At 34.2% G+C, this 20,009-nt stretch carries 23 protein-coding genes; 16 read left to right on the top strand and 7 right to left on the bottom strand.

The annotated features are described in order from the left end of the window. Nucleotides 1–140: 140 nt before the first annotated feature. The 8 genes from CC204_RS13830 to CC204_RS21205 all read left to right on the top strand — a co-directional run bounded on the left by CC204_RS13830 (nucleotide 141) and on the right by CC204_RS21205 (nucleotide 3,965). Nucleotides 141–782: a recombinase family protein gene (locus tag CC204_RS13830; protein WP_088270697.1), complete on the top strand. Its 642-nt coding sequence runs from the start codon at nucleotides 141–143 to the stop codon at nucleotides 780–782. 225 nt (nucleotides 783–1,007) lie between these two features. Next, on the top strand, nucleotides 1,008–1,376 hold the full coding sequence (locus tag CC204_RS13825) for a hypothetical protein (protein ID WP_088270696.1): 369 nt from the start codon (nucleotides 1,008–1,010) through the stop codon (nucleotides 1,374–1,376). A 38-nt stretch (nucleotides 1,377–1,414) separates the two neighbouring features. After that, complete coding sequence (locus tag CC204_RS13820; protein WP_088270695.1) at nucleotides 1,415–1,846, top strand: hypothetical protein; 432 nt, start codon at nucleotides 1,415–1,417, stop codon at nucleotides 1,844–1,846. 131 nt (nucleotides 1,847–1,977) lie between these two features. Next, nucleotides 1,978–2,556 (top strand): hypothetical protein, encoded by a 579-nt coding sequence (locus CC204_RS13815; protein ID WP_088270694.1) that lies wholly within the window; start codon nucleotides 1,978–1,980, stop codon nucleotides 2,554–2,556. An 18-nt stretch (nucleotides 2,557–2,574) separates the two neighbouring features. Continuing rightward, nucleotides 2,575–3,012 (top strand): hypothetical protein, encoded by a 438-nt coding sequence (locus CC204_RS13810; RefSeq protein ID WP_088270693.1) that lies wholly within the window; start codon nucleotides 2,575–2,577, stop codon nucleotides 3,010–3,012. Nucleotides 3,013–3,042: 30 nt separating this feature from the next. Next, a complete protein-coding gene (locus tag CC204_RS13805; RefSeq protein WP_088270692.1) occupies nucleotides 3,043–3,252 on the top strand; it encodes a hypothetical protein in 210 nt (69 codons plus the stop codon). A 64-nt stretch (nucleotides 3,253–3,316) separates the two neighbouring features. Continuing rightward, complete coding sequence (locus CC204_RS13800) at nucleotides 3,317–3,778, top strand: hypothetical protein (RefSeq protein ID WP_088270691.1); 462 nt, start codon at nucleotides 3,317–3,319, stop codon at nucleotides 3,776–3,778. Nucleotides 3,779–3,800: 22 nt separating this feature from the next. Then, nucleotides 3,801–3,965, top strand: coding sequence for a hypothetical protein (locus tag CC204_RS21205; protein WP_157894293.1), 165 nt, complete (start codon nucleotides 3,801–3,803; stop codon nucleotides 3,963–3,965). Between the two features lie 535 nt (nucleotides 3,966–4,500). Here CC204_RS21205 and CC204_RS13795 read toward each other — a convergent pair. Beyond that, the gene (locus CC204_RS13795; protein ID WP_088270690.1) at nucleotides 4,501–4,743 is read right to left on the bottom strand and encodes a hypothetical protein; all 243 of its coding nucleotides are present in this window, start codon (nucleotides 4,741–4,743) and stop codon (nucleotides 4,501–4,503) included. A gap of 237 nt (nucleotides 4,744–4,980) precedes the next feature. Between CC204_RS13795 and CC204_RS13790 the strand changes: the two genes are divergently transcribed. Both CC204_RS13790 and CC204_RS13785 read left to right on the top strand, forming a co-directional pair. Next, nucleotides 4,981–6,030 carry a hypothetical protein gene (locus CC204_RS13790; RefSeq protein ID WP_088270689.1) on the top strand — a complete coding sequence of 350 codons (1,050 nt, stop codon included), beginning with the start codon at nucleotides 4,981–4,983 and terminating at the stop codon, nucleotides 6,028–6,030. After that, nucleotides 6,023–7,561, top strand: coding sequence for an HD domain-containing protein (locus CC204_RS13785; protein ID WP_088270688.1), 1,539 nt, complete (start codon nucleotides 6,023–6,025; stop codon nucleotides 7,559–7,561). Before CC204_RS13790 ends, CC204_RS13785 begins: the two co-directional genes overlap by 8 nt. 72 nt (nucleotides 7,562–7,633) lie before the next feature. Here CC204_RS13785 and CC204_RS13780 read toward each other — a convergent pair whose 3' ends face one another. Next, nucleotides 7,634–8,110: a hypothetical protein gene (locus CC204_RS13780; RefSeq protein WP_088270687.1), complete on the bottom strand. Its 477-nt coding sequence runs from the start codon at nucleotides 8,108–8,110 to the stop codon at nucleotides 7,634–7,636. A gap of 138 nt (nucleotides 8,111–8,248) precedes the next feature. Here CC204_RS13780 and CC204_RS13775 point away from each other — a divergent pair, with 138 nt between their 5' ends. The 6 genes from CC204_RS13775 (at nucleotide 8,249) to CC204_RS13745 (ending at nucleotide 15,335) form a co-directional block, all read left to right on the top strand. Next, a complete protein-coding gene (locus CC204_RS13775; protein WP_088270686.1) occupies nucleotides 8,249–8,557 on the top strand; it encodes a hypothetical protein in 309 nt (102 codons plus the stop codon). A 1-nt stretch (nucleotide 8,558) separates the two neighbouring features. Further along, on the top strand, nucleotides 8,559–8,804 hold the full coding sequence (locus CC204_RS13770; protein WP_088270685.1) for a hypothetical protein: 246 nt from the start codon (nucleotides 8,559–8,561) through the stop codon (nucleotides 8,802–8,804). A 428-nt stretch (nucleotides 8,805–9,232) separates the two neighbouring features. Beyond that, on the top strand, nucleotides 9,233–11,461 hold the full coding sequence (locus CC204_RS13760; protein WP_088270683.1) for a type IV secretory system conjugative DNA transfer family protein: 2,229 nt from the start codon (nucleotides 9,233–9,235) through the stop codon (nucleotides 11,459–11,461). Between the two features lie 170 nt (nucleotides 11,462–11,631). Then, entirely contained in the window at nucleotides 11,632–12,480 is an 849-nt protein-coding gene (locus CC204_RS13755; RefSeq protein ID WP_088270682.1) for a replication-relaxation family protein, read from the top strand. Nucleotide 12,481: 1 nt separating this feature from the next. After that, nucleotides 12,482–13,432, top strand: a complete 951-nt coding sequence (locus tag CC204_RS13750) for a DNA-methyltransferase (protein ID WP_088270681.1) — start codon at nucleotides 12,482–12,484, stop codon at nucleotides 13,430–13,432. A gap of 262 nt (nucleotides 13,433–13,694) precedes the next feature. After that, nucleotides 13,695–15,335: a recombinase family protein gene (locus CC204_RS13745; protein ID WP_088270680.1), complete on the top strand. Its 1,641-nt coding sequence runs from the start codon at nucleotides 13,695–13,697 to the stop codon at nucleotides 15,333–15,335. Between the two features lies 1 nt (nucleotide 15,336). Here the strand turns inward: CC204_RS13745 and CC204_RS13740 are convergent, their stop codons facing one another. The 5 genes from CC204_RS13740 to CC204_RS21040 form a co-directional block, all read right to left on the bottom strand. Continuing rightward, a complete protein-coding gene (locus CC204_RS13740) occupies nucleotides 15,337–16,344 on the bottom strand; it encodes an Abi family protein (protein WP_227011157.1) in 1,008 nt (335 codons plus the stop codon). Nucleotides 16,345–16,642: 298 nt separating this feature from the next. Continuing rightward, complete coding sequence (locus CC204_RS13735) at nucleotides 16,643–17,779, bottom strand: SH3 domain-containing protein (protein WP_088270678.1); 1,137 nt, start codon at nucleotides 17,777–17,779, stop codon at nucleotides 16,643–16,645. 61 nt (nucleotides 17,780–17,840) lie between these two features. After that, nucleotides 17,841–18,038 carry a hypothetical protein gene (locus tag CC204_RS13730; RefSeq protein WP_088270677.1) on the bottom strand — a complete coding sequence of 66 codons (198 nt, stop codon included), beginning with the start codon at nucleotides 18,036–18,038 and terminating at the stop codon, nucleotides 17,841–17,843. After that, nucleotides 18,035–18,256, bottom strand: a complete 222-nt coding sequence (locus tag CC204_RS13725) for a hypothetical protein (protein WP_088270676.1) — start codon at nucleotides 18,254–18,256, stop codon at nucleotides 18,035–18,037. Before CC204_RS13725 ends, CC204_RS13730 begins: the two co-directional genes overlap by 4 nt. A gap of 20 nt (nucleotides 18,257–18,276) precedes the next feature. Beyond that, nucleotides 18,277–19,998 carry a pyocin knob domain-containing protein gene (locus CC204_RS21040; protein ID WP_227011156.1) on the bottom strand — a complete coding sequence of 574 codons (1,722 nt, stop codon included), beginning with the start codon at nucleotides 19,996–19,998 and terminating at the stop codon, nucleotides 18,277–18,279. Nucleotides 19,999–20,009: the final 11 nt, after the last annotated feature.

The raw sequence follows: 20,009 nt of genomic DNA, 5'->3' as shown, positions 1-20,009 counted from the left end.
CTAGAGATAGTCATTACATAGTAAGTTTACCATTCTTTACATTTTGCGACAATCTGAACTTTTTCACTAGTTTTTTTAATTTTTCTATTTTCGCTTTACCATATATAAGTAACATAAACTAATATATGGAGGTTTTTCAAATGGAAAAACAGCAACAAGACAATCAAATCAACTTAGAGAAAATGGATAAAGTAAAGATTGGATATGCAAGAGTTTCTAGTCAAGAAGACAAACAACGGCTTGGGATGGAGGTTCAGAAGGCTGCGTTAAGCGACTGTGATGTTCTATTTACAGAAAAAGAAAGTGGTGGGAAAGATAATCGGCTGGAACTCATGAGCGCTATTACATTAGCTAAGGAACTAGCAAGTAAAAAAGTAGATGTTTCAATATGTGTTTATCGACTAGACCGATTAACTAGAAGAATGTTTACTCTAATTTCTTTAATAGAAGAATTCAACGAACATAATATTCGACTTATCAGCTTACAAGAAAACTTAGAAACGGATACTCTTGTTGGTAAAATGCTCTGCATCTCACTTGGTTTCGTGGCTGAAATGGAGTTAGACAATATTAGGTCAAGAACAAGAGATGGATTGCAACGAGCCAAACTAGAAGGAAAAAAATTAGGAAATAAGGGGTTACCTAAAAAAACAGAGGAAAAAATCATTGATCTATACACCCTCAACTCTATACCAATTAGGGATATTGCGAAAAGATGTAACGTGGCAGAATCAACGATATACAACGTAGCCCGTCGCAATAACCTTTCAAGAAGAAAATAGACAAAAATACCTTTAAATGTCTAACAAAATGTGTTAAGCTTTACTCAACCAACTCTCTACCAAACCAACGTTTCGTAGAGGTCTAAAAATACATATTTCATTAAATTTCAAACGCTGATTCTAGAAGGTTACTGCCTTTTAGGATTGGCGTTTTTGCGCTTTCTTTTAGATATCTATTTAACCTTGGTTCGGTGGAGTTATTGGACAGATGAGGAGGAGATATTTTTGAAGAAAATGCAAAAAAGGCTGTTCGTAACAGTCTTGTTATTAGTTGGTGTTGTTTTAACTGTAGGGTGTACAAAATCATTTAGTATTGATGGTATGTGGAAAAGTTCAAACGGCACAGTGGTTTCATTCGATGATGGTTCAGTCAGTGCTTCGCTATTCGGTTTCAATGGTGGTCCAGATGGTAGTTATTCGCTTTCAGAAAAAGCGGATAGTGATGGGAAATATACTTTGCATGGTTCACATATTACAGGTGGCGAAGTTAACTATCTGGTTGAAGTGAAAAGTAATAATGAAATTCTATTAACCTCAACCTCAGATTCAAGTGCTACTTTTGCACCGAAATTATTGTCATTAAAAAGACAATAATGCAAAGTATCCATCAATCAAAAGGAGGTACTCTTTATATGATCTTTAACAGCAATGATATGAAGAAACATAAAAAGAAATCGATCATAATATTTATCACTTTAATAGTTATACTCATTGGATCTTTTGGAGTATATAAATATAAACAGGCCTATGATTCTCAACATATGTACGACGGGAAGATAGTTGTTTACATGAGATTGGGGTCATCTGAACAGGAAACAATTTCAATGTTTAATGAGCTATTCGAAACAGATACTTTGGATGAAATCACTTATTCTAGTGCGGATGCCCTATTTGAAAAGTATTACAAGACTACCCCAGAGCCAGGAACTAATTCGTTTTACAGCATCTTTATATGTCTTCCAAAATCTAGTTTGAACTATGACAAGGTATATGCAAAACTAAAAAAATTAGAGATTTCCACGAACTTTTGCGATAGGGTTTCAAAAGGCGGAAAATCTCGTTAATATTCTAATATTTTTGAAGAAGTAAAAAGTGTAGAGTAACAATCGTTTTAATTTGTTCTATCAGTGCCAATTTAGGAGCAAGTTTATTAATTAAAAACATCAAGAAGATAATAATTTGGAGGTAAAGCCTGATGGAGACTATAAAATTCATAAAAAATACGTTTCTTGTATTAGTAAGTGCTTATATTTTTCTAACTATCTTTGTGCTAATTTTTGACAACCCGTACACAATGACATTATCGATTATTCTTTCAATTGTTGGTATAGGATATAAAGTCAAACAGACGCTTCAACTAGAAATTGAAAACTTTAAGGAATGGAGACAGTCAATGGAAAAAACAACAAAATTTAGCAGACTAAAAACTAAGACCAAAATATATGTGCTTATTGCTGTAACTTCTTGCCTGATTACTTTATTTTCAGGTTTTAAGAATGCAGGAAGTATAAATTATCGAGGACATACCTACGATGCTGGTAGTGTGTTTAGTCATGAAGAATATTCAATTTCAGGATTTGGTTCTGGGTTTGATAATAGGAATTATGGCGAAGTTGGAAAAGCTGTTTGGGGTGATCCTGAAGCTCTGAATAAACAATTAAAAGACTTACGCCAACCTAACTTTATGCTCGTTATTGTTTTTGGAGTAAGCACGGTACTGTTTATGTATCTACTATGGAAAGATGAAGAAGTTTTTGATATTTTCATAAAATAATTTAAGGGGGGATTTTTAATGACAGGAGAAACTTTAGGGGGAGCTCTATTTATAGCCGTGCTAATTTTCGCAGGATATGCAAGTAATCGAAACAAAGATTTACGGTCACAACGAAGAATAGCTAGGATTCGAGAGCTTCTTAATAGCTCAAAAACCAGTATTTCAGATAATGTGCTACTGACTAAAAGCAGTCGCTATATGTATTTTAAAGAAAGAGATATTTATGCTTTCTTTATTGTAGATGTATGGAACCAAAGCTTTTTTGCAGATAGAGAAGATAATATCTATACCTCTGATGTTTCATACAAGAAAGGATTTACTCTAAAGCAAGATTTTGACAATATGATCTTGCAGAAAGTGAGTCCAGACAGTTTAACGGAGATTAAGTTTAATAACTCAAATAGTATCGATACTATTCAAAAAGCATTAAAGGATATTGAAAAGTCAGTTCAATAAAATATACGATTTATGAAAGGAATGAACAGAATGGAATTTTTTGGTAATTTAGCGGGCTTTTTTACAAGACTTATTGGTGCAGCATTTGCGTTACTCATGGCATTAATTGTTTATAATGCCATGAAGGACGGCGCCTATGTACCATTTTATATGAAGTTATTTGGTCTATTTTGCTTCATCTTGTCAATATGTGGTGGCATTTCTGCTATTCGTATTTTATTTGGCAAAGAAGAGGTTTAAATTTACAAAACAATGATAATAACAATAGATTACTTTTGTTAATAAATAAAGGAGGAACTTTATAATGATTAAAATTTTGATAATCTGTGTTATTGGGATAATTGCGATAACTATAAACAACGTAAAGAAGAAAAAACTTACTGATTCAGGGGAAATAAAACAACGCTCAAATCATTTTATGCGTCAGGAACATGTTTTTAATACTAATATTAAATCGTTTAAAGAACTTTATGACGCTTTAGACTTAACCCCTATCCATTCTAGAAATATACAAATGGCTCATCTAGAAAATGATAACGGCATTCAATTCTATTGCAAAAAAATGAAAACGGAATTTACTGCTTACTTAATTTATGCAGATAATGGCGAAGTTACGTTCTTTATCAATGAAACAAGGAATGAAATCAATCCACTTGACCCTAATGTCATACTAACCGCCATAGAAAAAGCTGTTTTTGAATTAGATGAAAATGCGACTATCAAACGTGAGCTGATTGATTATGATCATAAAACTGGTCTTTTTTAATTAAATACTGGAGGATAATATTATGAAAGAAGTTTTACTAATAGCATCAATACTACTAATGGCACTTCTTCCGAAGATATTCGGTGTAATATCTAGCAAGGGCTACAATGCAGTCCAGAAGAAAATGGACATGCAGACACAGAAAAAGGAAAATGAAGAGCATATGAATAATAATGAGGATAATTGAGTTGGGTATTATAATAATCGTATTAATTTTAGGTAGCGGACTGTATCTTCGGAAAAAAATAAAGCGATCATTATGAACATAGTTCAGGCACTTATTGTGGATTGCTGCTAATTAGGTTTGACCAATCAAATAACAGTATTAGGTATGATACGGATAAAATATTAAATAGAGGACAAGCTTTTAATGCCTCATTAGGATATTAGAGAGAAAATGTCACAGGAGAAATAGAGTTTTCTAAAGATAAAGGCTGGACTAAAGTTTACGAAGAACGGAGTATTGATGGCGAGATTCTTGCTACTTGTAAGAATTTTGTTAGTCATGAAAGAAAATCATGTTTACTTACGTAAAGCATGATTACTTGACGTTCGTAGTTAAAACAGCTAAAATAGAAACTGTATAGATTTTGCTCTTGCATCTTTTACTTAAATGTTATACTATGTAAGAGTCCTTACGTCGAACGAACGTTCGGTTAGGAGGAAGTACCAAAAAAATAGACCATCTAAAAGATGATCTATCTATCACCGCTTAAGAAAAATCATTTTCGACGATTCTTTTTCTTAACGGTTCTGTTTCGGCGTCTCTGTAAATTGAGACGTCTTTTTTCTCGTTCTTTTCTTTTGATAATATTCAGTGCAGTAAACGCTATTATTGCTACTATTGTGATAGCAACTACAGGATATTCAGTTATCAAATGTGCACCCCATCCAAAAATCGTTCCACCAACAGTTTGTAGGAACCCCTCTAAGATATTTTCCAACCACTCAAGTATTTTCTTCATTATGAATATCTCCTTTCGCAAGATGCTTAAGTAGTACAATCTGAAGACACAATTTACACCCCCCCTTCTTTGATTATAAGTATATATTTCGACATTGAATAAGTCAATGGGAACCAGAGGAATTATCGATATATATGTAAAATAAAGTATTTTTTTGCTCCTTAGAGCATATTCATCCTTTAAAACATATTTTTTATATTGTATAATAAGCATGTTAAAAGAAAGTGGGTGGAAAGTATGGGTGAAAATATAAACTCTATCTTAAGTAAAAATCTACAACAAATCAAACTGGTAGGACGTTTTACTAACTTGCAAATCTGTGAAGGTAATGGAACTAAGCAAGCACTTGCTGAAAGTGCTTTCTCTAAATTACTAAACAATAAGCAAGGATCAAATCCTAGTTTAGATACACTAGAGAGAATTTGCGAAAACATAAGTTTTCTATTTCAAAACTCAAATAGGAAAAAGCTTATCAATATTAAAGTAACTGTTTCTGATCTTTTAAATCCTTTCTACTTTATAGAAGAAAATTATGATGAAATTGATTGTTCAAAGCTTAGATTTAAACAATTTTATGTACTCTATTATATTATACAAGTAGAAAACAGACCCGTGAAATTAAAAAAGGCATTATTAAAAGTAGAAAAGAACTCAGAAATAAAGGCTATCTTCAATTTAAGGAATGACGAAATTAACGTAAAGGATATCTCGTCAATGTTCGATAATGTTTTTGAAAATAACATGAAAAAATATGACAAATACATAGGCGAAATTTTAAGATATGAACGAAATTTCTCTATTCATCTAAGTAATGTTGAAAAAGAAATGAGCTTACTCTTTGAAATTCCAAAAGGAATACGAAATAAATATATTGGTGGTGCAGGTTTACAGTCTTCTTTGCCCTTACAAGGAACAGGTTGCTCTCCTTATACTTCTTTTGTTGCTTTATCAAATAAATTATTATCAGCTGAGTCAGAAGAAGAATTGGTGGATATTTTATCCCTAACTCAAAATACGACTTTCACTTCGGTTAACAAAGAAGACGAAATTGAGGAGGACTATATCAAAATATTAGTCGAAACAAGTCAAAACTATTCCTATCTCGATTCTGATAAATTACGAAATCAAGCAATTGAATCGCTAGTCAATAGTTTTGCAGATTTTCAAACAAATAAAAAAGTATATAATATTTCTCTTGGTGGTGGCACAGTTGATAAAAAAATGTTCAGTATAATTGACAGTGATAAGGCCTTAGACATAAATGAAGGTGATGTAGCGAATGGCTGAAAATAATTTACACGAGACACTCTTTTTAGATTTTTCAAAAGAATGTCTTGCTCAAGGGAGAAATTTAGAGCTTTTTTCAATTGTATATAATATTGCTTATGAAGCTCATGAAGGAGATTATAGGGAGACAGGAGAAAAATTCATTTGTCATCCTCTTAGATCAGCAAGATTTCTATTGAACTTGCATTTTGATGATGTTGTTATTCTTGCTACACTTTTGCATGATGTTCTTGAAAAAACTGAGATGTATCCAGAAAAATTAGAACGAATTTTATATACCAAAGTTAAAGGTCATGTATACAGTGAGAGAATTGAAAAATCAATTGTTTCTAAAGTTATGGAACTTGTAAATGATATTACTTTTAATTTTAAAAGAGATAAGAAAGAAACTATTTATATACAATTGGCTACCTCACTTGATAATTTAAATAATCCCAAAAAAGACCCCTATTATTTAGAAGATAAGTGGTCTGCATTTGAAAAAGAAGTCTTTTATCCTCATTTGAATGAAATAAGAGAACATGCTAATTTCTTTTATAAAAAACTTAAAAATATCGAAATGTCAATAAAAGAGAAAAAAAACTATAAAACTCTTACAAGAGCAATTGAGGAAAGTCGGCACAAAAATCAAAAAACTCCATTAGCAATAAATAGTTTTAAACAAGCTATTTTGCAAAGTATTGAGAAACGTTTTACGTTTAAGAATTTACAAAAGATAATTGTAAAGTTCTATAATCTTTCACCACTTGAGCTAGAAGAATTTAGCAATTTAGTAGCAAAACGAGGAGATACTCCACCAACACCACTGTTGAACGTCCGAGTTATTTTTAATAGACGTCTTAATTCAGAAGATCTTTTTCAGGATTTTTCTCAGTTCATAAGAAGTATTGGTGATGGTTTCTATATCAAACGTTTGTTTCATTCACATATAGAAAGCGATTCTATATGTGCGATTATATCAAATTTTGACAAAGACTACGCAGATTTTTCATACAGAATAGTACTAGATACAGAAGAAAGTTTTTACACCAAAGAACGAGGATATTTTAACACTCAAAAGAATAGCATTAGAAAAGAAAAAGATCTAATTAATGTTGCAGAACAAGAATTTCCAATATCGAATAAGAATATGACTTTTCATGATCTAGTCTTTAGCATTGATGTCAAGTCAGCACTGTCCTTAGAAATAGTTTATGCAATAGAAAAGGAAACTCTTGGAATAAGAGAAATTGATAAGAGAGTAAAACTTGGCGACTTAAACTATCAAAAAGAACGCTTCGAAATCAAAACCTCCGAGAGAGTCAAGCCAAAGTTTAATTGGTTTAAATATTTAGAAACAGACACAGCAATAAATAGTCTTGTTTCATATTTTTCAATCACTTATGGCGACGGTACTATACAAGGATTTAAAGAAAAAATTAGAGAAACTGCTTCTAATTCTGAATGGATAGAAATACGTCAGCAAATTGCTATTGAGTTTTTCAATGAAATCTCAACTATGTATGTATCAAAGTATAAAAATAATGAATAGGTAAAACATACTAAGATTAAAGGGTAAACTCGTTGACAAATGAGTCTACCCTTTAATCTTAGTATGTTTTTATTAAAAATGATAAGTACTTGATTTCCTTAGCCAAAGAAAGTTTTCCTCATTCTCTTTTATATCGAAAATATATTTGGCCAACTCCTGTATCGATATCCATTCAATTTCTTCCAGAGTATCATAACTTATAGATAGCGTTCTCATTAATTTTAAGCGTCTTTCCTTTAGTGTTTTTTTCTCTTTATACTCCATCAATAGACCATATCCAGCTAATAAAGAAACTTGCGCCACACCATCTGGTAATAGTTTTATCAACTGAACAAATCGTATTTTCGTCTTTCTAAATTCCTCATCTTCACAATTCATAACTTTCCTAAAAGTCGGTACTTTATTTAAGCGTAAAAAAGTAAACCCCTCTCCTTTTTTCAATAACACTAAATCAGCAACCAAGTCATTAAACAGCTCTTTATTAAGTCCTTTTAATTTTCCTTTCTTGCTCCACGAATAGAAGGTAGCATGTCTAACATAATTATTCATCAGACTTAATACTGATTTTTGAAATATTACAAATCTTCCTTTTTACCTCCTGTTTTACATAGGAGCTTTTTTCTGTTTTATGATGATCTCAAGCAATTCGCGAATGCTTAAAATAAAAATTGAAATGAGGCTATAAAAATGAACAACCAAGAGCAAAATGATTTATCAACTGCATTGTCACCAAGTAATTTTTCAACTGACCATATGCCAACCGCTGCGAAACGTCAAATTCACAAAGATTCATGTGAGGTGGTACGTGCCGTTGTCAGAAAGAATATGATTGAGAATGGCATGTCGCTTATCACAAATACAGCAATGAACAATATCGCTAATTTATCCATGTTAGAGCAACAACTGTCTGATATGGCGCCAACTGCCGAACCACGTCTCAAGATGATCGTAGATGAATACACTATTCGAGCAAACAACAGACTAGGAGGAAATTAATATGCACTTTGATATCGTAAATGCCTTAATGTTCTTCTTTTTAACAGCTGGTGTTATTAGTACTGGACTAATCGCTTATTTGTTTATTTCTGACTTGTTCAAGAAAAACAAACCAGTAGATAATGAACCAGAATATACCGAAGAAGAACAATTCTATGCCTCTTTACTCCAACAAAAATCTGACTTAGATGCAGATGCTTTTGCCACCCGAAGAGCTATGATGGATGAATTTTTACGTCATAAATAAAAAATGAAATATAGGCGCAACGCTCAAAGTTGCGCCTATATCCTTAAAAGATAATTTCTACAACATGGTGTGTTAGCTACCCTTAAATGGATTTTTCTCTTTAGTAGCCCTTGTCTAACCGCTACAAAAGTAGCCAAATTTTACCATTTTCAATTTTGCTTTTGTGTGTTGAAATGGAAAAGTTATTCACTAAAAGAAAGGACTGATATGAATAATGACAAAACAAAATCAAGGCAAAGAAAAGGGCGTGAACCCAATGAAAAAACTATTTTCATACACCATCATGTTCGCCGTTGGTTGTGCTTTAATCAATTACGGTATACGGCTATTGTCTGCCGTTTGGCTACCACTATTATTTTTAGGCGTTTTCGTAATTCTGCTAATAGTTGGCTTGAGAATCAGGAAAGCTCAGAAATGGAGAGAATAAGATGAAGTATAAAATTGATACGCTCGTTTGGCATGAGCTATTCTGGCGTCGTCCTTTTGAATTTGACGATGTTTTAGGTCTAGTCAATCATCTAGTGACAACTGAAAATCGCAAGCCACTTATTTTTGAAGTTCGTGCTACTAGCAGAAAAATAAGCTTTCTATTAGGAGCAGAACAAACAGAATTCTCCCAAATTGCCAAGCTATTTCAAACACATGGAAAAATTGATTTTGGACAAGAATTAAAAGCAGATACAAATAAGAGAAAGCCTATTACTGTCGCTAAGCGTCTTACTATGACTCGCCCGATACTTTCTCTTAAAACAGATAATGCCGAAGCTCTAGCGCGCACCACGCTTGCTACAATGGCACAAGTAGCTAGTGGAGATGAGATTGTTTTGCAGATTGTACTTGCTTCAAGTATTGTACCAGAAAATCTACCGAAAAATCTGCCTGACCCTTCTGCTTCTTGGTGGCAAATCGTAGCTGGAAATGTACCGACTGCTACCAGTGAGATAAGAAGCTCCGTTAAAAATAAAGTTGGAAGTCATCGGATTAAAACAGTTATTCGACTAGGTGCATATTCTAAGGATACTACCAAAGCCCGAAGTTATATTTTGAGCTTGTTGTCTGCCCTTAAAATGCTGGAATCTAGCGGGATAAATATGAGCATTCAACCAGAAGAACTACAAGCCATTAACCAAGCAAAAACACTTTGGCGTTACCCATTAAAGCTATCTGTTGCCGAACTTGCCAACCTCATATTACTACCAACTGGTGAAAGTGATTTTGTTGGTGTGGAGGCACTCCACCCAAAAATCCTATTACCACCAAAAAACTACCAAAATCCTACAAGAAATATCCGAGCATTTGGTGAAACTTTAAACGAGAATCCAGACGACAAACGACTTCTCAATTTATCAGTAGATAAAAGCTTACGTAATCTGCATACACTCATTACGGGACCTAGTGGCTCAGGTAAATCCGTTGTTTTAGAAAATTTGATTTTACAGGATTGCTCTTTGGGTGGGAGTAACGAAAAAAGTAAAAAAGACAAACGTAGCGTAATCGTGATTGATCCAAAATTTAGCCTGATTGAATCAATCGTGCAGAGAATACCAGAAGACCGACTTAAAGATGTAGTTATTTGGGATATTAGTTCTAATCAACCACTAGGAATTAACGTTCTATCTTATATTGACGGAAAAAGTCCTGAACTAGTAGCGGAAACAGTATTGAGTAGCTTACGAGGAATTTTCCCTGACTTTGGCATCTTTACGGAAGAACTACTTACTTGTGGCTTGCTCACACTAGCCCGAAATAAGAATATGACATTGCTTCATTTGCCACTGATTTTTACAAATTCCGATTTTCGCCACAAATTAACTGCAAAATTAGATGATATATATTTAAAAAGCTTTTGGGCGAACTTTGAAGCACAATCCGAAAAAGACCGCAACCAACAGCTTGCCCCACTTTTAAGACGTTTAAACGTACTATTAATGCGTTCCGCGTTTCGTGGTGCTTTAGGGCAAGCACAGCCAAAATTTAATTTAGAAGATGTATTCAAGGGGAAAATCTTACTCGTTCCGCTCAACTCAGGAATGGTCGGAGATACAGTTGCGAAGCTTTGTGCTAGTTTGCTAATAAATTCAATTTGGAATATTGCTTTGCGTCGTGCTGAACTTCCAGAGGACAAGCGAGCCACTTCTCAAGTAATGCTCTATATTGACGAATTTCAACAATACATTGCGAAAAGTGGTTCAGATTTTGAAAATATGCTGGAAATGGCGAGGTCTTTAGGCTTAAACTTCATTTTCGCCCATCAGCACCTCGGACAATTAAACAAAGAATTAAGAGAATCTGTATTAAGTAATACGAAATCAAAGATAATCTTCTCACCAAGCAAAACGGACGCGAAAGTTTTTGCCGACCTCGCGCCCGAATTAACTGAGATAGATTTTATGAGCCTACCTCAATATCAAGTGTATACCACTTTAAATGAAAAGAAAATTGCTAATGTTTGGTTGAGTGGAAAAACTTTTCCACCAAAGCCAAGCATACGACTACCAGCCGAAGTTTTTGCCAGAAGTGCGGAAACTTATGGGCGAGATATTGATGAAATTGAAAAAGAATATGTGGACTTAATGAATTCAACAGAGCCACAAACTAATGAATTAAATAACGAAGAAATAGAGATGAATTTAGGTAAGAAAAAACGAAAAACTTAAGAATTACTAAGCTTTTTCGCTGACGATTCGCCCGACGACTCCCGTTAAGGAACGAGGGCTTATTAAAAGCGGAAAAACAACCAAAATACTAATTTAAGGGAGATGCCTCTATTATCTTGAATTTTCTTTAAAAATGTCAAAATAATATCTCTCCCGAGGGGGAAACAATTATGAATGAGGAAAATAAAAAAAGACGTTCTAAAAATGAACTGAAACTTATTGCAAAAAAACTGGACGAACGAGAAATGGAAATCTTAGAACATTTGCACAAAGTAAAATTTGCCACCAGTGACCAACTGCGCCGAGTGTTCTTTACTGAAAACAAAAACGAAACAGCTAGTTTACGAGCGTGTAACCGAACAACTAAACGAATGAAAGAGCTAGGAATCATCGACCACCTAGACCAACAAATCGGCGGAAAACGTGGTGGGTCATCCGGAAAAATTTGGACATTCTCAGCGAGTGGGTATAATCTGCTGAAATTAGGAAACACAAAACTAAAAGCCGGTCGCAAAAGACTGTATGAGCCTACCAGTATTTTATTTTTGGAACATATGTTGGCAATCAATGAAATTTATACAAAATTACTGGAACTTGACCAACAAAAGAAAATCGAATTGCTAGAAACTCAACATGAGCCAAGATGTTGGCGGACGTTTTCAGAAAGAGGTATTTCTTTTTACCTCAAACCTGATTTATTTGCATCTCTAGTACCAGCTCATGAACGAGAATTTGAGACTGTCTATTTTCTAGAAATTGACCGAGCTACCGAAGCACCGATCAAAGTAATAAAGAAATGCAAACAATATATAAATTACTTCAATTCTGGAATTGAGCAACGACAAAATGGTGTCTTTCCGTTTGTAGTATGGATAACGCCAAACGAGAAACGATGTGAACAATTAACTCGCTATATCCATGAAAACTTACCAAAAGCAGAAATGCTATTTCGTGTGATAACAATAAAAGAATTTGACACGCTTATTCGCGGTATGAAAAAACAACAGGAGGACAAATAAAATGACCTATAAAATCATTCACAAAAATTGCTTGGATGCAATGAAAGACATGGAAAGTAAAAGCATTGATCTAATGGTAACTTCACCACCGTATTATAACGCTAGAGAATATAGCCAATGGGAAAATTTAGAGGCGTATTTATTCGATATGAAGCAAATTTTCTCAGAAGTGTTCCGAGTAATAAAAACAGATAAAAACATTATAGTAAACATCGGAGATATTTTGGGAAGAACCAATAAAACTCCTGCTAGTCGGCGTCGAATCCCTCTTGGGGCATATTTTATTACTATGTTAGAACAAATCGGCTTCACGCTTCAGGAAGATTTCATTTGGTATAAGGGCGAAGTTCATTCTAAACGACATTTAGCGGGCAAACCTTACCCATACCAAAAACACCCAATTAATTGCTATGAACATATTTTAGTATTTTCTAAACAACCGACAGAAGAAAAACAACGATTAGAATGTCCAAAATGCAAGAATCCCAAATCCTATCGAAAAGGTAAATCAAGTGGCGTTCAACTATATGAATGTCGCAATAAATCTTGTAAAAAGCCTAGTAATAAAGGGTACTATACATTTTCAAGAAAAAGCCAACTAAGAGAACGATACGAAAAACCAGAAAACAAAATTGATAAAGATACCTTAGCTCTATGGCGTAAAGATGTTGCACGTTTTCCAGCGACCATGGATTATCGTAAATGCAAACACAATCAAAATGGACATACTGCTCCTTTTCCTGAAAAAATTCCAGAAATGGCGATTAAATTTTACTCTGGTGTTGGCGATATAGTTTTAGATATCTTTTCAGGTTCGGCAACAACAGGCGTTGTCGCTTTGAAGCTGGACCGAAAGTATATTGGCATGGAAATTCATAAAGAGTATGTGGAGCTATCCGAGGAGCGGTTAGAAGCAACTAAAAAGCAATTAATAGAAAGTGAAGGTGTTTAAAAACGAAAACCAAGAAAAGCAATATGCGCCAGAAAGAACCTTAAAAATCGGAAACACTGTTTTCATCTTAACTACCAACTTCACACCGACTGAAAAGAATAAACAGAATCTATTAAAAGCCATAAAACGCCTAATAGAAAACTATGAAATAAGTCAGTAAAACCTTGAAATAATGGGCTTTTCTCCTCTGTTATCTCCCTAACTTATGGTATAATTGAAGATGTAAAAGCTCGTCTTTTCACTGGAGTTAGGAGTGAGAAAGATGAAAACAGCAAATAGACCTTTGACATCAATAAATAGTTCTGAACTTTCAAATAATTTAACGGATATAACGGTGCTTTATGCGAGGCTTTCGGCAGACGATGGCAGTTTAGGTGATTCTAACAGTATTATCAATCAGAAAAACATGTTAGAAACATTCGCACAAGATAATGGCATGAAAAACCTTGTTTTCTTCGTAGATGATGGTATTTCTGGAACGACTTTCAAACGTCCAGCGTTTGAACAAGCGATTGAGCTAGTCAATAAAGGACGAGTTAAAAACTTTATCGTGAAAGACTTATCCCGTTTTGGGCGTGATTATCTAAAAGTTGGTATGTTTACGGAAATGATGTTTCCTGAAAAAGACATCCGTTTTATCGCCATTAATGACAATGTAGACAGTAATAACGAGGACGATAACACACTCGCCCCGTTTCGCAATATGTTCAATGAGTGGTATGCTCGTGACTGTAGCAAGAAGATAAAAGCCGTCAAACATGCCAAAGGCAATGCAGGCGAAAAGATGTGCGCCAATCCTCCGTATGGATACTTCAAAGACCCAGAAAATAAGAAAAAATGGATTGTAGATGACATGGCTGCTAAAATTGTTAAGCGAATTTTTAGTGACTACAAAAAAGGTTTTAGTCTAACGCAAATAGCTAAACAATTGAAACAAGAGCAAATTTTAACACCGAGTTGCTACAAGAACAGCCTAGGGATCAAAGCTAGAAAAATTAGGCATGCTGACCCTTGTTTTTGGAATGTAGACATAGTAGGAAAAATCTTAGCACGACAAGAATATTGCGGACATACAGTTAACTTCAAGACGTACAAGAAATCGTATAAAACCAAGAAACTGTTATTCAATCCAGAAGAAAAACGGAAAGTTTTTTATGATACTCATGAGGCAATTATTGACCAAGAAACATTTGATCTTGTGCAAACAATGCGTAAAGCTGGACGAAGACGGCGAACAAAACATAATAAAGTCGGTTTGTTTTCTGGGATAGCTCATTGTGTAGATTGTGGCTCCCGTCATCTATTTAGCGCTGGTCAAGGTTATTATGCTTGTGCAGGTTCAAAGTCTCGGCTCATCGATTGTAATAATGCTCATGGAATTAGTGAAAAAACGTTATCTAAAGTGGTTTTAGATGATTTTAACCACATTTCACAATTTGTGGCGAATCATGAAAAAAAGTTTGTGGAAAATATGCAAAAGCAATTTGAACTGAGTAATGCTAAAGCTATGAGGCAAGACAAACAAGTGTTAGAAAAAGCTAAAGTCCGTTTTTCTGAATTGGACAACATTATCCAGAAGCTTTACGAGGATAATTTAAACGGGAAAATTTCAGACGACCGCTTTATGAAGTTAAGTGACAATTATGAGAAAGAACAAACAGAACTAAAATTGTTTATCGAAAAAGCTAACCAACGACTCGATGAACAAACAAAACAGAGTAAAGACATTTCACAGTTTGTGGGTATCGTCAAGAAATATTTTGAACCAAAAGAACTCACACCAGAGATGATGCGAGAGCTGATTGGAAAAATCGAACTTGGACAACCTGAAAAGATTGACGGCGTGCGCCACCAAACTGTGAAAATTCGTTACAGATTTGTGGATGAACTAACAATAAACTAAATTAAGGACATGACAAAACCCTTATATGTAGCGGTTTACATACTTTAAAGGGTTTTGTTGTTTTACGGAAGATGCTATAATGTGCATTATCTTTATAGTAGGTTGCATTTTTCCTACATCTTTTGCTAAAATCTTCTAATTCATTAATTAAATGATTCTTAACACCCACACTACAATACATATCATGCAAAAAGAACAGGCACAAAATATCATTTACTCTTCTATTCCTATATATTTCTGGAGAAATTCCCGCTTTATTTCCTACTTGTTTGATTTTAGAATCTGGTGAAATTTTATTACCTCTCATATTGATTAAAACTGGATTATTATGAGCCGCAGCATTCCTAACATTTTTTGCGTACTTTATTAATCTAGCTGGATATTTAAACCTCATTTTGAATATAGTTGTTCTTTCGAAAAAAAATTCAAGGAACTTCGACATATCTCCAAATGTCATCAGTTCAAATAAAACCCAAATCGAAGTGCATTCACTATGTTTATCATTTATTGGCTTTAAATAATGCAATTTATTCTTAGACGCTCCATATATTTGTGATAAGTCCATTTTGAATCTATCAGCAAAATCTTGTACTATTGTATATCCATCTTCACTCTTGTCTTCTACAATCACTGAGTTCAATAACGTTTTTAATGAATGCTCTAAATCTAATGACATATTCAATAGTATCCTTCTAAACCTCATATCAATAATTGCTAAATCATCTAAGTAAGCAAAATCTAAATTTTTATATTTACCATTTTGGTCTTTATCAAAGTTATATCTATACACACCTACTTTAAAATAATATGTATTTTCTTTTATACGCTTTTCTGCTTCATCTTTGCTCATTATATCAAATTTTATACCCTTTTTTTCCATCTTTTGTATAAGTTGCTTAGGAGTCATTTTAGGGTGAGCATTTTTAAAATCCTTTTGTTTTTTTGTTTCAACAGATGTTCTCAACAAGTCTTTTGATGTTGTATCTAAATTATCACTAATAGATGCCATTATGACTTACCTTTCCTGAACCTTATTAATTAAAATTATACATTATGAACCGTTTTTCTTAAAGCTGTATTTTGTTTTTGTTTCCAAAATAGTGTTTCTAGGTATCAAATTACAAAAAAAGCCCTAATCTCATGACAAGAGATTAGGGCTTTTTATTTTTTACAACTATTCTACACTTTTCTTCATGTTTAACAACTGTATCATGTCACTGCAACCAAATTACAAGAATTGAATGATTTTCGCAACCAATCATATGCAATGTTAAAACTTTGCCTTTAAAAAAAATGTCAACTGCTAATTAGTTAAAGAAACCTCTACCCCATGTTGTATCAATACGTCCATCATCTGGACCCACTGCAACATAACGTCGAGTTCCACCATAATCAATATAACTGATCCATACATAACCAGCTGATTGTGTATATCCATCATAAACAATAGCTTCGTAAGGATCATACCAAGCTAACGCTGGGCTTGCTACCGTAGTATCTCCAGAAACAGGCAAACTTTGGTTAGTAGTAAAGGTACCATGCATCTTAATAAGGTTAGACTGCTCTGGTTTAGATGGTGTAGCAGGTTGATTAGGTGTCCAAACTTCTGCAATATCGCCATCATTTACATAACCTAATAACTTCCCAGTATTTTTAACCTCATATAAATTTTTACGACCATCAAGCTTACGAGTGATTGTGCCAACTTGTGTCCATTTTTGATTTGCATTGATGTGTTTCTCATTTGGATCATCGGGACCATTATAAATAGTAGTAAAACGGATGTTTTGACCTACTTTATATTTCGGCGTGTTGGGCTTATTCGGTTTGACGATCGTTTCGCTTCCGTCTTCTGGAAGACCGTTCATTAGGTCTTGAGCTAAACGAGATTTACTAATGCCCCATTGAGCTAAATAACCGTATGGATCAGTATGATCACCCCACCAGTTATTGGTGATCCATTCGTGAGTTTTAATGCCGTATGGTGTAGCATCGTCTAAATCATAGCTAAATCCAGCTTGCTTAGCTAGATCACGTGTCAAATTTACATATGCTGCATAATCTTTCCTAAAGATATCAGCATTATTTGTTCGAGATAACTCGATTTGTGCAAAAGCCTTACTGTTCCCAATTGCCCCAGCTCCATATTGATAATAACCGTTAGGTGCTAGTTGCTTAACACGTCCACCACTACCTACAAAATATGATACATAGGCATTTTGCCAATTACGCTTCATATAGGCTGTTTCATTATCCAGTGAGTTTAGCCCAACATTATTTGGATTTCCAGCTTCGTGTAATACAATAATTTCATTACTTGCATAACCTGGATGATAGCTAAACTGAATAGGATCTTGTTCAACTGTATAAGCAGCTGCCGGTAACGGCAATAGCAACCCTGTAACAACAATCAATGATAATAAAAACTTACTAAATTTTTTCATCTTAAAACCTCTTTCCCAAATTTTTTATATAAAAAATAGCCCTCGTAATGAGGGCTATTAGTTATTTATCTCTATTTGCATCAACATAACCTTCTCCAACAATATAGGCTGCCAGCAACCCGATAGCCGATACTAACGCTGTCACTTTTTCTGTTGTAAGATCATCAACATTAAAAATTGCTAGGACTGAAATAGTGACCCCTACAACAGCAGAAATAAATTTTCTGCTAGTTAATTTAGATTTCCAATCGATTTTCATTTTTTCACCCCCTTTAAATCAACAATATCATGTTGAACTTCTGTCATCTTACCTTCTAAAATGAAAGTTCTTTCTATTACATTATTATGCTTTTCAACTTTTTCCTCTAACTTTTCTAAACGATAAGTAGTAAGCTTAGAAGTAGTCAGTATACCTGCAAAAGTTCCCAAAGCAGAACCTCCCAAACCAATTATTGCAATCAAGACTTCATTTGCCATACCTTTCCCCGCTCTCAATATTATTGACCACTAAATGCCTTTGGACCTTTCTTCTTACCAATGATTTGCGTAATCATTAGATTATCTGTACCATTAACAATCTCGCCTAAATAACTAACCATTTTTGCTCTGTCAAATTTAACTGTATTTTTAGAAAATGTAACGGATCCTTCATACAAATCATATCCTTTTGAGTTGGGATCATTATTTACATTAACCATACTAAACTCTACTTTTAATGTTTCTGCATTATTGTGGATTTTCAATTGTGTTGATCCATTGCCGGCCACATAACTTTCTATTGCAAGCGCCTCATAATTCTCTATGCTATCAAGAAGAGTAACAGTTCCTGAAGACATAGAAATAGAGGAGCTATTCAAAATCACCTCATTAGTTTCAGGCAATGCACCTACATTAGCAGCACTTATTTTTATATCTTTGGTGCCATCAAAAGTTACACCTGCAATTTCCCTTGCTGTTTGTAATTTAGTAGCTGTAGGCGCATTATCTGTAGTGACTGACAAAGTTTGCCATTCAAACCATTTACCATTTACTTTGCTTCTTATTTTAGGTCTAAAATCAGTGGAGTTATTTAATCGATAGGCAACTTGAGTACAATAACCACTATTGTGCACCATATTATCTATATACCACCAACCAGAATCAGGTGCCCCAACCATTTTGTAGCCCATAAATGTTCCAGTTTCATTTAGCGTATTAATATCAGTCTCTTCACCTAAGCTAGTCACTGTACTATTGGAATAGCCTCTTGAATTAGTTTTACTATTTAGTGATGAGGTCAGCCCATCTACCTGTGACATGGTATGTGTATGTGAACCATTAGCTTTAGAATTCCAGTCTGTTCTTTCGTTGGCAGTGATATGCTTATCACTATCACTTGCATGACTATCAAACTCAGTTTTTGAAGCCTGTTTCACATTATCAACATTCCCTAACCCGACATCGCTTTTTCCTAAAATTACTATTCCGGTTTTGCCATTAACAGATTTAATTGCTTGTAATGCTTTGATCGCTTCACTGACAGTAAAAGGAGTTACATATTTACTATTGCTTGTACCCGCCACTGCTTCTTCTGTTGTAGCGATATCATAATTTGCAACTTTACCTAAACCAACTTGACTCGCTGTGACCGCATGGGGATTGTTTTTATTTTGTCCATGGGCATCAAGGTTTTTTTGAACTTCTGCTGCATCGGCAATTCCTTGAGTTCCACGATCATATGCATCTTTAACTGAATTTGGCGTTGCTGCTTTCGTTCTATCTGTGCTAGCGACAGAATCTACTAGTCTTATAACACCTAATTGGGTTAACGAGCCAATGGGAACGTTTTGAATATCTCCCCATGTATGATTGTGAACTCCAGCTGCTTTGGAATTCCAACTAGTTCTTTCTGATTCTGTTATGTGCCTAATTTGATCAGTATCATGCGAATCGAATTCAACTTTTGTTGCCTGCTTTTGATTCATAACATTACTCAAGCCAACTTGTGCTGCAGTAACCTTATGCGGATTATCTGTTCTTGTTTTGTGTAAATCTAAATTTTCTTCGGTAGCTGATTTTTCTTGTAATTCTTTAAGTGCAAAATATGTTCGACTAAAAAACCAGTTAAAATAATCAGCTGGTGGTTTCTGTGATGCCTTCCAGCCTTCGGTCACCATACTATCAGGCGGACGAACACCTTCAGCTTGCCAAATAGGTAACTCACTCATAAAATTAACCATATGCTACTCCT

Source organism: Enterococcus wangshanyuanii, from assembly GCF_002197645.1.
Taxonomy (GTDB): domain Bacteria; phylum Bacillota; class Bacilli; order Lactobacillales; family Enterococcaceae; genus Enterococcus_L; species Enterococcus_L wangshanyuanii.
This window is presented reverse-complemented; position numbering and strand designations above follow the sequence as displayed.

Bases quoted from the DNA above. Each gene is read 5' to 3' on its own strand.
- CC204_RS13830 (WP_088270697.1), top strand. From the start codon at position 141: ATGGAAAAACAGCAACAAGACAATCAAATCAACTTAGAGAAAATGGAT.
- CC204_RS13820 (WP_088270695.1), top strand. From the start codon at position 1,415: ATGATCTTTAACAGCAATGATATGAAGAAACATAAAAAGAAATCGATC.
- CC204_RS13815 (WP_088270694.1), top strand. From the start codon at position 1,978: ATGGAGACTATAAAATTCATAAAAAATACGTTTCTTGTATTAGTAAGT.
- CC204_RS13810 (WP_088270693.1), top strand. From the start codon at position 2,575: ATGACAGGAGAAACTTTAGGGGGAGCTCTATTTATAGCCGTGCTAATT.
- CC204_RS13805 (WP_088270692.1), top strand. From the start codon at position 3,043: ATGGAATTTTTTGGTAATTTAGCGGGCTTTTTTACAAGACTTATTGGT.
- CC204_RS13800 (WP_088270691.1), top strand. From the start codon at position 3,317: ATGATTAAAATTTTGATAATCTGTGTTATTGGGATAATTGCGATAACT.
- CC204_RS21205 (WP_157894293.1), top strand. From the start codon at position 3,801: ATGAAAGAAGTTTTACTAATAGCATCAATACTACTAATGGCACTTCTT.
- CC204_RS13795 (WP_088270690.1), bottom strand. From the start codon at position 4,743: ATGAAGAAAATACTTGAGTGGTTGGAAAATATCTTAGAGGGGTTCCTA.
- CC204_RS13790 (WP_088270689.1), top strand. From the start codon at position 4,981: ATGGGTGAAAATATAAACTCTATCTTAAGTAAAAATCTACAACAAATC.
- CC204_RS13785 (WP_088270688.1), top strand. From the start codon at position 6,023: ATGGCTGAAAATAATTTACACGAGACACTCTTTTTAGATTTTTCAAAA.
- CC204_RS13780 (WP_088270687.1), bottom strand. From the start codon at position 8,110: ATGAATAATTATGTTAGACATGCTACCTTCTATTCGTGGAGCAAGAAA.
- CC204_RS13775 (WP_088270686.1), top strand. From the start codon at position 8,249: ATGAACAACCAAGAGCAAAATGATTTATCAACTGCATTGTCACCAAGT.
- CC204_RS13770 (WP_088270685.1), top strand. From the start codon at position 8,559: ATGCACTTTGATATCGTAAATGCCTTAATGTTCTTCTTTTTAACAGCT.
- CC204_RS13760 (WP_088270683.1), top strand. From the start codon at position 9,233: ATGAAGTATAAAATTGATACGCTCGTTTGGCATGAGCTATTCTGGCGT.
- CC204_RS13755 (WP_088270682.1), top strand. From the start codon at position 11,632: ATGAATGAGGAAAATAAAAAAAGACGTTCTAAAAATGAACTGAAACTT.
- CC204_RS13750 (WP_088270681.1), top strand. From the start codon at position 12,482: ATGACCTATAAAATCATTCACAAAAATTGCTTGGATGCAATGAAAGAC.
- CC204_RS13745 (WP_088270680.1), top strand. From the start codon at position 13,695: ATGAAAACAGCAAATAGACCTTTGACATCAATAAATAGTTCTGAACTT.
- CC204_RS13740 (WP_227011157.1), bottom strand. From the start codon at position 16,344: ATGGCATCTATTAGTGATAATTTAGATACAACATCAAAAGACTTGTTG.
- CC204_RS13735 (WP_088270678.1), bottom strand. From the start codon at position 17,779: ATGAAAAAATTTAGTAAGTTTTTATTATCATTGATTGTTGTTACAGGG.
- CC204_RS13730 (WP_088270677.1), bottom strand. From the start codon at position 18,038: ATGAAAATCGATTGGAAATCTAAATTAACTAGCAGAAAATTTATTTCT.
- CC204_RS13725 (WP_088270676.1), bottom strand. From the start codon at position 18,256: ATGGCAAATGAAGTCTTGATTGCAATAATTGGTTTGGGAGGTTCTGCT.
- CC204_RS21040 (WP_227011156.1), bottom strand. From the start codon at position 19,998: ATGGTTAATTTTATGAGTGAGTTACCTATTTGGCAAGCTGAAGGTGTT.